At 36.8% G+C, this 15,487-nt stretch carries 17 protein-coding genes; 5 read left to right on the forward strand and 12 right to left on the reverse strand.

What is annotated here, in order from left to right:
- Positions 1-18: 18 nt before the first annotated feature.
- The 7 genes from MHB45_RS15525 to MHB45_RS15555 all read right to left on the reverse strand — a co-directional run bounded on the left by MHB45_RS15525 (position 19) and on the right by MHB45_RS15555 (position 6,362).
- Entirely contained in the window at positions 19-1,020 is a 1,002-nt protein-coding gene (locus MHB45_RS15525; protein WP_340907987.1) for a glycosyltransferase family 2 protein, read from the reverse strand.
- 22 nt (positions 1,021-1,042) lie between these two features.
- Positions 1,043-2,161: an EpsG family protein gene (locus tag MHB45_RS15530; protein WP_340907988.1), complete on the reverse strand. Its 1,119-nt coding sequence runs from the start codon at positions 2,159-2,161 to the stop codon at positions 1,043-1,045.
- Positions 2,162-2,374: 213 nt separating this feature from the next.
- Positions 2,375-3,055, reverse strand: coding sequence for a sugar transferase (locus MHB45_RS15535; protein ID WP_340907990.1), 681 nt, complete (start codon positions 3,053-3,055; stop codon positions 2,375-2,377).
- Between the two features lie 29 nt (positions 3,056-3,084).
- A complete protein-coding gene (galU, locus tag MHB45_RS15540; RefSeq protein WP_340907991.1) occupies positions 3,085-3,960 on the reverse strand; it encodes a UTP--glucose-1-phosphate uridylyltransferase GalU in 876 nt (291 codons plus the stop codon).
- A 106-nt stretch (positions 3,961-4,066) separates the two neighbouring features.
- Positions 4,067-4,831: a tyrosine-protein phosphatase gene (locus MHB45_RS15545; protein ID WP_340907992.1), complete on the reverse strand. Its 765-nt coding sequence runs from the start codon at positions 4,829-4,831 to the stop codon at positions 4,067-4,069.
- A 134-nt stretch (positions 4,832-4,965) separates the two neighbouring features.
- The gene (locus tag MHB45_RS15550) at positions 4,966-5,643 is read right to left on the reverse strand and encodes a CpsD/CapB family tyrosine-protein kinase (RefSeq protein ID WP_340907993.1); all 678 of its coding nucleotides are present in this window, start codon (positions 5,641-5,643) and stop codon (positions 4,966-4,968) included.
- 38 nt (positions 5,644-5,681) lie between these two features.
- Positions 5,682-6,362, reverse strand: a complete 681-nt coding sequence (locus tag MHB45_RS15555) for a YveK family protein (protein WP_340907994.1) — start codon at positions 6,360-6,362, stop codon at positions 5,682-5,684.
- A gap of 464 nt (positions 6,363-6,826) precedes the next feature.
- On the opposite strand from MHB45_RS15555, the gene MHB45_RS15560 reads away from it, so the two are divergent.
- Positions 6,827-7,144, forward strand: a complete 318-nt coding sequence (locus tag MHB45_RS15560; protein ID WP_340907995.1) for a helix-turn-helix domain-containing protein — start codon at positions 6,827-6,829, stop codon at positions 7,142-7,144.
- A 257-nt stretch (positions 7,145-7,401) separates the two neighbouring features.
- On the opposite strand, the gene MHB45_RS15565 is transcribed toward MHB45_RS15560, so the two are convergent.
- On the reverse strand, positions 7,402-7,872 hold the full coding sequence (locus MHB45_RS15565; protein ID WP_340907996.1) for an SGNH/GDSL hydrolase family protein: 471 nt from the start codon (positions 7,870-7,872) through the stop codon (positions 7,402-7,404).
- A gap of 1,040 nt (positions 7,873-8,912) precedes the next feature.
- Between MHB45_RS15565 and MHB45_RS15570 the strand changes: the two genes are divergently transcribed.
- The 3 genes from MHB45_RS15570 (at position 8,913) to MHB45_RS15580 (ending at position 9,898) form a co-directional block, all read left to right on the forward strand.
- A complete protein-coding gene (locus tag MHB45_RS15570; RefSeq protein ID WP_048681418.1) occupies positions 8,913-9,104 on the forward strand; it encodes a hypothetical protein in 192 nt (63 codons plus the stop codon).
- Positions 9,105-9,229: 125 nt separating this feature from the next.
- The gene (locus tag MHB45_RS15575; RefSeq protein ID WP_340907997.1) at positions 9,230-9,337 is read left to right on the forward strand and encodes a VOC family protein; all 108 of its coding nucleotides are present in this window, start codon (positions 9,230-9,232) and stop codon (positions 9,335-9,337) included.
- 180 nt (positions 9,338-9,517) lie between these two features.
- A complete protein-coding gene (locus MHB45_RS15580) occupies positions 9,518-9,898 on the forward strand; it encodes a helix-turn-helix domain-containing protein (RefSeq protein ID WP_340908160.1) in 381 nt (126 codons plus the stop codon).
- A gap of 286 nt (positions 9,899-10,184) precedes the next feature.
- Here the strand turns inward: MHB45_RS15580 and MHB45_RS15585 are convergent, their stop codons facing one another.
- A complete protein-coding gene (locus tag MHB45_RS15585; protein WP_340907998.1) occupies positions 10,185-12,068 on the reverse strand; it encodes a S8 family serine peptidase in 1,884 nt (627 codons plus the stop codon).
- Between the two features lie 767 nt (positions 12,069-12,835).
- Between MHB45_RS15585 and MHB45_RS15590 the strand changes: the two genes are divergently transcribed.
- Complete coding sequence (locus MHB45_RS15590) at positions 12,836-12,970, forward strand: hypothetical protein (protein ID WP_318260746.1); 135 nt, start codon at positions 12,836-12,838, stop codon at positions 12,968-12,970.
- A gap of 78 nt (positions 12,971-13,048) precedes the next feature.
- Here the strand turns inward: MHB45_RS15590 and MHB45_RS15595 are convergent, their stop codons facing one another.
- The 3 genes from MHB45_RS15595 to MHB45_RS15605 are packed head-to-tail and all read right to left on the reverse strand — an operon-like array spanning position 13,049 to position 15,475.
- Entirely contained in the window at positions 13,049-13,756 is a 708-nt protein-coding gene (locus MHB45_RS15595) for an ABC transporter ATP-binding protein (protein WP_072273306.1), read from the reverse strand.
- A complete protein-coding gene (locus MHB45_RS15600) occupies positions 13,756-14,538 on the reverse strand; it encodes an ABC transporter ATP-binding protein (protein WP_034308746.1) in 783 nt (260 codons plus the stop codon). Before MHB45_RS15600 ends, MHB45_RS15595 begins: the two co-directional genes overlap by 1 nt.
- Positions 14,510-15,475 (reverse strand): branched-chain amino acid ABC transporter permease, encoded by a 966-nt coding sequence (locus tag MHB45_RS15605; RefSeq protein WP_072273307.1) that lies wholly within the window; start codon positions 15,473-15,475, stop codon positions 14,510-14,512. Before MHB45_RS15605 ends, MHB45_RS15600 begins: the two co-directional genes overlap by 29 nt.
- Between the last annotated feature and the right edge of the window lie 12 nt (positions 15,476-15,487).

The following is a 15,487-nucleotide window of genomic DNA, read 5'->3' on the forward strand; positions in this document are numbered from 1 at the left end:
TCTCCTAAAAATATATTTTTAAAATCTTTTTTTATTTTTCATTACCAACAAAATGATTATTAATGTAGTTTTGAAGAAATTTTTACCTATTCCATCAAGTTTATTAACAAAATTACTGCCTAGTCTTGCTTTAAAAAATTCTTCATTCTTAATAATATATTCATTTTTTTTCCAATCTTTAAAAAGATGATAAATAAGGGCTCTAGTTTCTTTCATTTTCTTGTGAAAGCCCACAAAATTAAATTTATATAATTTCAATTGTCTATACATATTAGACCACATCAGTAACTTTACATACTGATAACAAAGACCTTCAATATTTTTTTGTGTTAGTGCATCTTTTGTTCTATAAAATGAATATGTGTCATCCAATACCTCATATATATCATTTATTTTTGGAGAAATAGTTGTTAAAATACTCCCTCCTCTATTTTTCCTATACTTATATAGCGGTTTCTTAATATAAATATATTCCTTTACAAAGAAAAGTAATTTATACATCGATCCGACATCTTCATAAATTTTACCCATAGGGAAATTCACTTCATTAAATAGAGTTTTTTTAAATACCTTATTACAAGCACTTGGTTGTACTGTCCACAAAAAGTCAGGAAAATCAATTCCCTTAATAATATTTGTGTAATTATTTTCACCAATATCCAGCCAATCAAACACGATCATATCTGGTTGACTTTTCATTGCTTCGAATACTTCATAAAAATAATTTTCAGCTATATAGTCATCACTATCTAGAAAGGAAACGTAATTATAATTAACATATTTAAGTCCATAATTCCTAGCGTCCGATAGCCCTCCGTTTTCTTTGGACACATAGTAAAAATTTGGATATCTGTCAACGAATTTTTGGGCGATTTCTCCTGATCTATCTTTTGATCCATCATCCACAAGTATAATTTGAATATTGGTTAATCTTCCCATACTTTTTACAACAGATTGTAAACATTCGTCAATATAATCTTCCACATTATATATAGGAATGATTAGACTTATTCCATTCATATATGCTCTCCTTAACTACAAATCAGATTTTAAAAAAACTATATGGTACAATACCATGCACATTATTTATAAGCCTCAATGAATAATATAAAAACCAAAATGCAATAATAAAAATTATCAAAATTTGTCCATAGAGCTTTTTATAATTCAATAAAATGTGGATAAAAATAGAGTAAAAATAAATATTAAAACAGGTAAGATACATTTGAATTCTGTCAATTGCCTCAACTCCCGCTAAAGAATAAAGACATAAATTTATTATTACAATATTAGTACTAAAATTAAATAGGTTGTAGTTGATATTTAACTTTATATTTTTTTGGGGAACATATAAAGAAATTAAAACTATGCCCATTTGGATAATAACTGGCGCTAATTGCATAAGCCCTTTTTCTTTATTGACTTCAAAAAAATAATTTTGATTTTGCGCATATTTCTCTGCATAGAATCCCGAGATATTTATAAGTAGTTCCCCTACTTGATTTTTAAATGCTGGTATAAAATATAAAACTATTGTTAGCAGAAAAAGGGGAATAACAATCTTACTGCTGAATTTTTTAATAGGTATAAAAAATAATAATAAAAGAAAAATAGCACTATTATGAAACATAAGTGCTATTAAAATTATGAATAGGAATTTAATTCTATCTTTTTTTTGATTAGATACAATATAAGTTACAAAACAAAATATTATTGAAACAGAGATCATTTGTCGTAATCCATTGTAACTAGAGTAGTATATAAACATTAAAATAAATAAAAGGATACTAATTAAGTAATTAGGGGAATTTTTCTTAATTCCTTGAAAAATAAAAAAGAGAAATACTAAATAAATACAAAATGAAAATATAAAAAAGTTATCATATTCGGCAGCTAAAGCATAAAAAAAACTGATTCCTGGCTCTAAATCAATATATGAACCATTAAGAAAAAATCTATAATACATCGGATAATCTGTACCAACGTTTACTCCTTTAAAGACAGCTAATCCTAAAAGAATTACAAACCATAAAAATAATGTGATATTATTTCTTGCAACAAAAATTTCATTGCCAAAAAAATTATTATTCCTAACAATAATTGCTCTAGAAAGAAATAAAAAATATAAAATTGCTAAAGGTAATAATAAATAAATTAGCATTTATTTCTCCTTATTATCTGTGCTGTATTTTCCTTAATTGTCCCTCCACTATAGCTTTGTAATTTACTAGTTATTGTGTAATATACTAACTATATAATCAACCTTTTTAAGCTTACTAAACCTAAACAGTTTATTGGAGGGATAATTTGGTCAAATGTGTAAAAGATACCTTTGTGTATTTATCAGAATAATATTTCAACTAAAAGTTCCCATCTAGTATGCATCTTTTGAACCAAATAAAACTATCACGGTTTTAAAAATTAGTTTAATATCAAAAAATAAAGTACGATTATTTATATATTGGATGTCTAAATCAACCATTTCACCGAATCCCAAACTATTTCTACCACTCACTTGCCATAACCCCGTACATCCAGGTGTTACAAGTAATCTTTGTTTATCATATGATGTATAATCTTTGACTTCACGAACAAGTGGTGGACGTGGTCCAACTAAGCTCATTTCACCCTTAAGTACATTCCACAACTGTGGTAGTTCATCTATACTCGTTTTTCGTATAAACTTCCCAATTTTTGTTATACGTGGATCATCCTTCATTTTAAACATTGCCCCTGATACTTCATTTAATGCAAGTAAATATCTCAACCGGTCTTCTGCGTCTGTGACCATTGATCTGAATTTGTACATATGAAATTCAATTTCATCTTTACCTATTCGCACTTGCTTAAAAAATATTGGTCCTTTTGGATCTTCAATTTTGATTAAAATTGCTACAATCATAAAAACTGGTGATAGTAAGATGAGTCCGATAAGTGATCCAAAAATATCAATTAATCTTTTCATTCTCAAATATATCACATTGGCATTCACTTGATCTGGTGTTAATAAATGATCATATTTCGCTCCTCTTTGTTCTATTACCGTTGCTTTCAAAACTTCCCCTCCCTTAATTGACATTATTCTCACAGTTTTTGTTTAAGTAATAATTTCTCTAGAAAATCAAATAGATCCTTTTTAAGCGTTTCATCGTTTAAAGCAAACTCAATGGTCGTTTGAATAAACCCTAACTTCTCACCAACATCAAATCGTTTACCTTCAAAGTCATACGCGAAAACTCGTTGAATTTCATTTAATTTTTGGATAGCATCTGTCAGCTGAATTTCTCCTCCTGCACCTTTTTCTTGTTTTTCCAAAAACATAAATATTTCTGGAGTAAAGATATATCGGCCCATAATCGCTAAGTTGGATGGTGCTGTTCCTTTTGCTGGCTTTTCGACAAAGTTATCTACTTCATAACGTTGACCGTGTTGGTTACTTGGATCTATAATTCCATAGCGGTGAGTTTCTCCTTCGGGAACTGTTTGTACACCGATGACAGAGGATAAGGTTTTATCATATTCATTCATTAACTGTTTTAAGCAAGGTGTTTCTGCTTGGACGATATCATCACCTAACAATACGGCAAATGGTTCATTACCAATGAATTTTCTCGCACACCAAACCGCATGGCCTAATCCTTTTGGATCTTTCTGTCTGATATAGTGAATATCAACTTTAGAAGGTGCTTGGACTTTCTCCAACAATTCAAATTTACTTTTCTCCATTAAATTGTTTTCCAACTCAAATGCATTATCAAAATGATCTTCAATCGCTCGTTTTCCCTTACCTGTTACAATAATAATGTCTTCAATTCCTGAAGCAATTGCCTCTTCAACTATGTATTGAATTGTTGGCTTGTCTACAATTGGAAGCATTTCCTTAGGCATCGCTTTAGTTGCTGGCAAAAAACGTGTTCCTAATCCTGCTGCTGGTATAATCGCTTTACGTACTTTTTTCATTAAATATCCGTACCTCCTATTTTTTTGGGGAATACCCCTATATATGGATTTATATAATCGAAATTTATAATATAATAATGTAAGCGTTTCATTTGTGACTAAATTACTAAAAAACACCTAAGAACTTCTTTTTAAACGGGATTGGTATTTCAATAGATGGAACTTGCCCCCGAATAAGCTGTTCAGCATTTTTTTTGTAATAAAATGTACGTTCTATCCCATAAGCTTTTGTGATTGTTTCATACGCCTTTTGTAATGTGAACCCTCTAGAGGTTACATTATGGGCATCAGTTGCAATAAAATGAGTTAAATTATTCTCAATAATTTTTTTTGAAAATGACTTAACATTTTTCCCAAAGATACCGATAATACTATCAGAGGTAAGTTGAGTTAAGGCACCTTCTTGAACTAGTTTAAATAATAGATTATGATTCTCTATCAATTCCTTATTTCTCTCAGGATGTACAATAATTGGTGTTATCCCTTTTAACAACAGCTCATAAATCAGTTCTTGCGTGTATGAAGGCACATGTCCTGACGGGAGTTCTAGCAATAAATACTTGTTGGTATTATCAAGCGTTAGTACTTCTCCCTTTTCAAGTGAAACAAATAATTCTCGATGTATTCTTAATTCTTGTCCAGGATGAACAGAAAGAGGAATATTCTCTTGTTGTAAGCACTCATTTAACTCAAATACACAATCAATAATATCATCCTTCACATTTACATATCTCTCATTTAGGTGATGTGGTGTGGCAAATATGTGGGTTATCCCTGCTTCTACCGCCCTCTTTGCCATGACTATGCTTTCCTGCATATCCGGTGAACCATCATCAACTCCAGGGAGAATGTGGCAATGCAAGTCAATCAAATTTCACACACTTCCTTTATATAAATGGGATAATAGGCTTAATCACTAAGCAATCAGATAGGAATTAATACCCTGTTAATAGTAGCATAAAAAACTGCTATTAAATAGAGTATTAATTTGTCGAATTTTTTTTTTTAGGATTGATAGTAATAATAATTGCTGGTATTTGATTCAATTCCATTCAAAACGACTCCAAGTAATGCCGTATTAGCTTTTTCTAAAAGTTCTTTTGCTTTTACTGCACTTTGTTTGTTTGTCTTGCCGCTTGCCACTACCATGATCACGCCATCACATTTATTAGCTACAATTTGAGAGTCAGTTACTACAAGAACTGGCGGTGTATCAAAAATGATATAATCATAGATACCTTTTAGTTCATTAATAGCTGTTTCTATCGCTTTGGAATTTAATAACTCTGAAGGATTAGGTGGTATCGGTCCACTTGTTAAAATGTCTAAATTTGAAACATTTGAATTCAAGATAGTTTTTCTTAAGTCCATTTTCTTTGTCAATACGCTAGTAAGTCCATGTATATTACTTAGGTTAAAAGCATAATGAATAGATGGTTTCCTTAAGTCCGCATCCACAAGTAATACTTTTTTCTCTTCTTGAGCCAGCACAATCGCTAGGTTGGCAGCTGTAGTCGATTTCCCATCATTAGGCTCCGCGGAAGTAACCACAATGGTTTTGATTTCTTTATCCACTGAAGAGAATTGTATGTTTGTCCTAATTAATCGATATTGTTCAGTAATAGGCGATTTAGGATTAGTCTGCGCAATTAATTTCACTTGTTTTTCATCTTTACTTCTCAAAAATCCCACTTCCTTTCTTAATGTCACTGAATGGTTCTTTATTTATGTTGCAATATTTTTTGGATGGATCCAAGTAATGGCAAATCAAGGAGCGTCTCAATATCCTTCTCGTCTCTAATCGTATTATCCATGTATTCTAGTAGGAATGCCAAGCCTATTCCAGCCATCAACCCAACTACCACCGCAATAGCGATATTCAATAATGGAGATGGTTTTACAGGAGTAGGATTTTCCTTTACTTCTGCCTTCGAAAGTATGCTAACATTGTCGACATTCATTATATCTTTGATTTCCTTTTGGAATGTTCCAGACACTGCGTTTGCAATTTCGACTGCCTTCGATGGATTACTATCTTGAACCGTTAAAGAGAAGACTTGAGAATTTTCTTGGCTGTTAATCGTAATTTTTTGACTAAGTTGATCCACGCTTTGTTCTAGTTCAAGATCATCAATGACCTTCTCTAATATAGCAGGGCTTTTTATGATCACACTGTATGTATTGATCATGTCAATATTAGATTGTATTTGATATGAATCAATTTGGTTCTTCGATTGATTCTGATTAACTAAAATCTGTGTGGATGATTCGTAAACAGGTGTTAATAAAAAATAAGATATTGCACCACTAATCAACGCAGCGATTAATGTCAGCAGCATGATTAGCTTCCAACGTTTCTTTAATGTTTTAAAAATATCTTTAATACTAATAGTTTCTTCCATTTCATCCTCCTGATATGTTAAAAATGACCTATTGCATTATACCATATATATTACCTATATTTATGTATTTTCAAGGAAATTTTCATGAAACTTACAATGAAAGAATACTTTTCAATTTATATGCCAAAGTAATTTTACAAAAAAGAAAATGGCAATACAAAGGAAATAATTCCTAAATTTGAAATATTGCATTGAACACATATATATTACCCATTTACCAGAATATTTTTGACTTAAATTTTCAATAAACTTAAGTATACACCCATTCCCAATTTTTTCTAGCCTGATGTCACACTTTACAATATTTACTAAAAATAAACCTAACTAAATGCCTACCAAAACAGAAAAATCCGTTTATACATATAATTGTGTCAAGTATTTTAGTGCCTAGTTATCATTAAAAATGATAGGAAAATGTGTAAACTGAAAGTGATAGTTTAAATCAGTATATAATTTTCATATTAATGGTTAGGTGTGGTCAAAATGATAGGTTACCGAGTAAGTCGCTTAGGGAAGAAAGGAAAATGTCAATTAGTGAACTCTCCACAAAATCCGGCGTTGCCAAATCCTATATAAGCTCACTGGAAAGAAACCTTCAAACAAACCCTACTATATTAGTTTTGGAAAAAATCGCTAGAATCCTTTGTATTAAGGTCGATGCTCTATTGAATGAGCAAGCAGACAAGGGCATGGATGAAGAGTGGATTGAAATCATGCAAGATGTTATGGGGTCTGGAATATCGAAAGAGGAAATGCGCGAATTTATTCAAGATAGAAAGTGATGTCTTTAAGGATTGAGAAACAATGATAACGCTTTCTTTTAGGTGCAAAGAATAAACTTTTAAAGGGGGAAAAGTGGATATAGCCACTTTTCCCCCTTTTATTCCATAACCTCAAACCATATCTAATGCCCTTGGTCATTGGGATGTTTGTTATCATTATTCAGGATATCTTTACTTAGCTTCTTTACTATTCATATATTTATTTATTCGTTTTGATGACCTGTTCGGAAGCGTAAATATAATCCAAATAATTCACCCTAAACTATTCTCCTTTTTACCATTTGCGACTGGGTTGGTGAAATGATTAGTATTTTTGCATTCGACAGCTCTTTTTGTAACTTTGACATAATGCTTTCCAAATCTTTCTTCGTCTGTTCCAAGCTAAGTGATTGATAATGATTGTTTATTAGAGAATTTTCAAAAATAATCAGATCGGGATCATCTTTTATGACCTCTTCAGTTTTCTTATCTTTTAGCAAATCCTCTGTTGAATACCCATCATGTCCATGATTAATGAAATTTAGTGTTTCCAAATCATCACTATCAGAACGCAGACTCTTCTCTAAACGACCTGCCCAACTATTAGAAAATATACTTACTCCGGTTCCTGAAGTACCATTACTTCCCACTAAGGATACAATAACCCTATCTTGCGTTAGCGACTTATAATTCAGGTAATCTATTAGCGACTGCTGTTTATTATTTTCCGGTATTAAACTTTGTTTCAATGCTTCCCTTTCTACTTTTTCCTTTTCTTTTACTTTTTCTGCAGCTTTTCTAGCCTCTATCCCTGCCGCGTGTCTTACGTTTTTCTAATAGAGATGGCCAAAAACCAATACTGCTAAGCAAATTGTGGCGAAAATGATTAAACCATATTTCCTCATCCCTCCCATATTTTGAACATTAATACCTGACATGGAACTCTTATAAAATAGAGTAAACTCTTTTTTGAGTCCTGCTATAAAAACTCCATTTCACTTTTTTCTTTATTTTTCTCTCATTAATTATAACTATCAACTTTTCAGCGATAAAGTGTATTCCTCCAATTTATTCCAACATCACTGGACATTGTAATAGTACCTTTTGTCCCCGCTTTTAAAGGGGTATTTTATTATCCTTTGGGATACATTTGATACCAATTACTCCCATTGATCAGCTATACCTGAACAGGTGTTGGGATTCAAGTTATTTGTAATGCTCAACATCTTAGCCGATGGTCTTTTTTTCTGAGAACTCACAGTTAACGGAAAATCCAGCATCATATAAATATCCTGGTTAGAAATATTAAAGATTATTTTAATTTCATGAGAAAGCGGGGCTGATTCAACTTGTCGGCTTTCTTTTAAGAATTAAATTGTAAAGTAATTGCTTCTAATGCCTCATACACAAGGAAAACGCTTTCATTTATAATATATACAAGAAAACCAAGCCGAGAGGTGTGTTCAATATGGTAGGTGAAAATGAAGGGAATTTCTTTAAAGGACTTTTGTTTGGTACATCTTTGAGCATACCGTTATGGATTTCTTTTATTGGGTGGATAAAATTGATAATTAATAGTTTATTTTAGAGCCCTAGGGCTCTTTTTATTTTGCTTTGGTCGAGACAAACTCTGCGAGCATGGAAACCTAATACTAAAAACGAATCCCTTTCAATTTTTTAACCCCATGTAAAGTATGTTATGGTTTTATTTGTTTTAAGTAATGTTATTGTATTTCCTGTTTCCTTCTCTCTTTTTCGTTATATGATAGAAAAAAAAGGAGTTTTGGGAATGATTATTCTGCAGTATATTGGAAAAGTTTTTTCATTCATGCATAAGGATATACCGGAAACTCATGTTAAATGCCATGTTTGTGCAGGTACAGGTGCCTACGATATTTATACAGATTGTCTTACCTGTAATGCAAAAGGATTAATCAGTAAAGTTGAGTATAATAGGAGGCTTGAAGAGGGTGAGATTTAAAGAATTTCATGAGGTCGATATATGTAATCAAAGAAGCATTATTGGCTATTGCTTCTTTTTTTTGTCCAAAATTGTACGGTCTGTCCCTCACCTTATAAGGGTATTTATAATCAGGGGGGATACATATGACAGCAATTACTGATATCGGATTCGCTGTGCCTGATTTTTATGCTGCGATTAAGTGGTATGAGCAGGTGTTGGGATTCAGGTTATTGGTGAAATCCTACGAGTAAGAAGGACTAAATTAACTGAGTGAGTTCATCAAGAAAATCAACAATACTTATTAACAGACCCTAACATAAAATAGAAACGTAATTAGTAAAAAGTGCTTACGCCTACCACATATCAGATTAGCTCCTTATAAAATTTGTTAGTTTAACAAATGATAAGTCTAAGGAGTGATAAATTTGAAAGTGGAAGGTGTTTATACTTATTTATGTGAGAATTGTTCAACACTGTTTGGCGTAGTTTCTCGTTTTTCTGTTATGGAAGATAAAGTTGATATACTGACGTGTCCCAAGTGTTCTAAGAAAGTAGCAGGTTGCATGGGAGAAGGGCATATAAATTACGTAAATCATGAAAAAAGGGCAGAAATAATAACGAACGAAACGGATGAGATTTCACAACTGCCAGAATTATTAACTGTCGAGCATTTAGCAGCTTATTTAAATGTTAGTGAACGAACTGCTGATGAATACATGGGAAATCGCGATTTCCCTTTAATTCGTTTAAAAAGGTCCAAGAGGGTTTTCAGGGATGACTTTTTAGACTGGTTACAATCAAAGAAAGAATAAATGGTTTGGAATTTGTATGGCTAATAGAATTTTTAAAAGCTGAGGCTACGTAATGGCAGCACCTTATTTGTGTTTTTCTTTTTAAAGAAGATAGCACTTTCAATAAGATCTGATTTATTGAATTTCTGGAAGCTGGAACGTCACCTTCATTACATTCATTTTTCTCGACTGCTTATCTTTGTTTTGGCTATTGCTTATTTTTTGCCCAAAACGGTATCGTTCCCCCCTTCAATTGAAACAGGAACAGCCCCCAATAATCTAATTGGGGGCTGTTCTTGTTTTTCTATCACTTTTTAACTGTTACTTTTCTTGATTCGCTTACGTTTTTCGCTTTGTCTTTGGCATGAATATATAGGTTCTTTCCGGCTTTTTGCTTGGGGATTCTAACCGAGAATGTGCCTTTGGTCGTTGCTGTGGCAGAGCCGATCACTTTTTTTGATGCTTTGATGGACACAGTGGAGTTAGCTTCTGCTTTGCCCGTTACTATTGTCGTTTTTGTCGTGACTGTGTTGACCGTCGGTTTACTCGGTGCTGTTTTGTCTGCGACGGTCACGGTTTTGACCGAGCTTATATTGCCCGCTTTATCGGTTGCTGTAACGGATAGGACTTTTCCGGCTTTTTGTTTTTTTGACATCGTTACGGTGAAATTCCCTGCGCTGTTGGAATTTGTTTTGCCTAGAACCGTTCTGCCAGTTTTGACGGTGACGGAAGAGCTTGCTTCCGCTTTACCGGTTACTTTTACGGTATTGTCACCTACCGTATTTACGGACGGTCTTGCTGGAGCCGTTTTATCTGCCACTTTAAATGAAACGGGTATACTTTTATTTCCCGTTTTATCGATGAGCCTAGTAAAGATGGTCGTGCCGGCTGTTTGTTTTGCGATGGTCGCTGTAAACGTTTTTTCGCCGTTGATTTTCACTGTGGCGAGTTGTTTTTTATCGGTATAAATGGAGACGGTCCCCGTTTTGAAATCAGCCGGGATTTTCCCATTGATTTTGGTGTCCTTATCGGATATCGCAGTCACGGACGGTTTGGTCAGCGTCTTCATTTCCAGTGCTTTTTTGGCATTGACCCGCCCGTTTCCATAGTATATGTCTTTCCCTCTTGTACCTAGGTCCACGGCTGAATCATAGAGACGGTATTCAACCTCCGTTTTGTTGAGCTTGGGCTCATGGGACCAAATCAATGCCGCTACACCCGCCACCATTGGCGTCGCCATCGATGTTCCGCTCATCCAGCCGTATTTACCATTTGGCAAGGTTGAAAGGATATCATCTCCAGGGGCCGCAATATCGACTGTTGAATGGTAGTTGGAATAACTGGGACGCTTGTCACTTGAGTTAGTGGCAGCAACGGAAATGACGTGGCTGAATGCAGCTGGGTACACACGCTGTACATTTTTCCCCATATCTCCTTCATTCCCGGCAGCCGCGACGATCAGTACGCCTTTTTTATAGGCTTCCTGGACGGCCTTGTTCAAGGACTCCGAATAACTGGTGTCGCCTAAACTCATATTGATGATGCTTGCCTTTTGCTGAACGGCATAATGTATCGCGTCAATGATATCGGCCGTATCGGCATACTCTCCGTCAAAGACGTTGATCGGCATTAGTTTAACGTTCGGGGCAACACCCGTACCGCCTATGCCGTTGTTCGCAGAACCGGCAATGATGCCAGCGATATGCGTTCCATGCTCCCCTTTTGGGACGATATGCTTCCGATTGCGTATCGTATCATAGGCATTGACGATCCTCCCTTTTAAATCTTCGTGGTTGCGATCGATGCCGTCGTCAATGATGGCCACGATCAACTCCTTCGATCCCATTGATTTTGTCCACGCTGCACCCGTACCAAGCTTTTTATGGTGCCACTGGTCTATGTAGGCTGGATCGTTCGGGCTTTCCATCTTCTTGAACAGATAGTTTGGTTCTGCATATTCCACATCCTTCTGTTCTTCAAGTTCCTCGATCAGGTTATCGGTTGATTCTCCTTTAGGAACCTCCACCTTTTCTATCAACTCATTGATCGGCTCATCGCTCGTCTCTTTGTACTTAACGATGACACCATCAGATTGCGTCGTCTCTTCTGCAGACGCAGCATCTGGCTGGTAGATTGGCAGAATCATAAACAGTAATAATACCGGCAATATGGCCTGAATAAGCTTGTGCATACAATCACTCCAAAAAATATGATTAAGAATAGCTATCGATGAGGTTATATCATGAACCAATTCTACTATTATTCCTAACTAGATTGTATACCGACCGATTTGGTTTTACTAACCTTTTTATCTAGTTAAATTAACTTATTTACACAACAAAAAAAACCGCTATAAAACGGTCCCAGATTGTCGACAAAATGGGGTTCTATCTAATTTTAAAACAAAGGGGTTGACTGTAGACAAACTTAATAATAATTGATTACTTTAAAATTTGCACTTTGATTTCCACTCCAGGCACTCGCTTTCCGCGGGCGGTCCGGGAGCCTCCTCGGCGCTTCGCCGCCTGTGGGGTCTCCTCTGGAATCGCTATTCCCGCAGGAGTCTCGTGCCTTCCGTTCCAATCAACTTCGTTTGAAAAATTCAGATAGAAGCACTTTTGTCTAATAAAGGGAGTTCCGATTGGTCTAATCCTAAACTATGATTTTAAAACAAGACTAAATTATTCTTCATGTTTTTTTACTGTAATCCTTAATAGATGGAAGAATTTTGCGACACTCCTGCCGAATTACTGGCTAGCCGAGACACCGCAGCCGCTAGGCGAGGAGGCTTGGCAGGCAGTCGGCGGAAAGGGAGCGGATTTCTGAAATCAACTGGAACTTTAAATAAAAAAACTGCAGCCAAACTCATTTTTCCTCGAGTTCGTCTGCAGTCAGTCTGGGAGATTAGAATGGTCTAATCCTAAACCATGATTTTAAAACAAGACTAGATTATTCTTCATGTTTTTAACTGTAATCCTTATTGGATGGAAGAAATTTGCGACACTCCTGCCGAATTACTGGCTAGCCGAGACACCGCAGCCGCTAGGCGAGGAGGCTTGGCAGACAGTCGGCGGAAAGGGAGCGGATTTCTGAAATCAACTGGAACTTTCTTAATAAAAAACTGCAGCCAAACTCGTTTTTCCACGAGTTTGGCTGCAGTCTGTAACAGGTTTAATGTCCCCCTAAATAGGCATTCTTGATTTCTTCGCTTGCGGTCAGTTCCTCTGATTTGCCTGATAGGACGATTCGGCCGGTTTCGACAACATAGGCCCTGTCCGCTATGGATAGTGCTAAGTTGGCATTTTGTTCGACCAGAAGAATCGTCGTACCTGTTTTGTTGATTTCTTCGATGATATGAAAGATTTGCTTCACCAATAATGGAGCAAGTCCCATCGATGGCTCGTCCAATAACAGAAGCCGGGGCTTGGCCATGAGTGCCCTGCCCATTGCGAGCATTTGCTGTTCCCCGCCGGAAAGGGTTCCGGATTGCTGTTTCAGGCGCTCCAGCAAACGCGGGAATAATTCATAGACTTTCTCCATGTCCTGCTTGATTCCTGCCTTATCCTTGCGTAGATAAGCACCAAGCTGAAGGTTTTCTTCTACGGTCATGTTAGCAAAGACCCGCCGGCCTTCAGGGACATGCGAAATGCCCATTTTCACGATGGATTGTGCTGCCTTTCCGCCGATGGATTGCCCCTCGTATACGATTTTCCCTTGTTTTGGTTTTAATAGGCCGGAAATGCTTTTCAGCAACGTGCTTTTCCCGGCACCGTTCGCCCCGATCAGGGTTACGATTTCGCCTTCGTTAATAGAAAGCGAGATTCCTTTCAAGGCTTGAATGTTTCCGTAATAGACGTTGATGTCCTCGATTTTTAACATTATGAAACCTCCTCGCCCAGATAGGCCTCGATGACTTTTGGATTGTTACGGATTTCCTCTGGCTTTCCTTGAGCGATCAGTTGTCCGTGATCGAGTACATATATGCGTTCGCAAACACCCATGACGAGCGGCATATCATGCTCGATCAATAATACGGTCAAATCGAATTTCTCACGGATGAGGGCAATCAGGTTCATGAGTTCGTGTGTTTCCTGGGGGTTCATCCCCGCGGCCGGTTCATCCAGCAAAAGCAGTTTCGGGTTGGCGGCAAGTGCCCGGGCGATTTCCAAACGTCTTTGTTTACCATATGGCAGGTTCTTTGCCTTTTCATCCTTATATTGATCAAGGTTGAAGATCTTCAGGAACTCAATCGCTTTTTCATCCATTTCCTTTTCGCCTTTAAAATGGATCGGCATGCGGAAGATCGAACTTAAGATGCCATGCTTCGAAAGCGAATGATAGGCCACTTTTACATTGTCGATCACCGATAGTTCGCTGAATAAGCGAATGTTCTGGAATGTCCGGCTGATCCCTTTTTGCGTGATTTTATATGGAGGCAGTTTTCTTAAGTTCTCACCTTCCAAAGAAATGGTGCCCTCCGTCGGGACGTAAACTCCTGTCAGCAAGTTAAAGAAAGTGGTTTTTCCAGCGCCGTTCGGCCCGATCAAGCCAATTAGTTCTCCTGGATATAACTCGACGTTAACATCGGAAACGGCTTTAAGCCCTCCGAACTGGATGCCGACCGAATCGACTTTAAGCAGCGGTGTTTTTATTTTTTTCATGGCTGCTTCCTCCTTTACGTTTGAACATGGATGTTATTTCTTTGGTACCCATTAAACCTTGCGGGCGATAGAGCATCATCACGATAAGCACAAGACTGTAGATGATCATTCGTGTTTCCGGATAATCCTGCAGGAAAGTCGTGACAACTGTCAGTAATATCGCGGCCAACACGGCACCGGAAAGACTTCCAAGACCGCCAAGTACGACGAGGATCAAAATATCAAATGATTTCAGGAATCCGAAGTTCGATGGCTGGATGATATAGAAGTTATGAGCGTAAAGCCCCCCAGCGATACCGGCAAAAAAAGCACCGATCGCAAAGGCGACGACTTTGTAATAGGTCGTGTTGATTCCCATTGAATCGGCAGCCGTTTCGTCCTCGCGGATCGATATGCAGGCTCTTCCGTGGGTCGAGCTAGTAAAGTTTCGGATGACGATGATCGTTACGATGACGGAAGCGAATACCCACGGCCAAGTGGTCAAATGGGAAACCTGCATGCCGCTCGCCCCGCCGACATAATCGATATTCAAAAGCACGATCCGGACGATTTCCCCAAAACCAAGGGTCGCAATCGCCAGATAGTCACCTTTTAAGCGCAAGCTTGGAATTCCGATGATCAATCCTGCCAGCGCTGAGGCCAAACCGCCGACTATCAATGCCGCATAAAATGGCATTTCCAGCTTCATCGTCATGACGGCTGAAGCATAGGCACCGACTGCCAGGAATCCGGCATGTCCGATGGAGAACTGCCCGGTTATCCCGATGATCAAGTGCAGGCTCGCTGCCAGAATGATATTGATCCCGATGAACATGAGCGTATTTTGATAAAAAGGATTTAGCGATCCGCCGCCGATTAACACTTGAACTACGGCGAAAAAGATCAATGATAGTGAAATCGAGAGCCAAAAACCTTTTGCTCGCTTAATTGTAGTCATTGCTTTGTCTCC

The organism is Peribacillus sp. FSL K6-5616 (assembly GCF_038008245.1).
Lineage (GTDB): Bacteria > Bacillota > Bacilli > Bacillales > DSM-1321 > Peribacillus > Peribacillus frigoritolerans.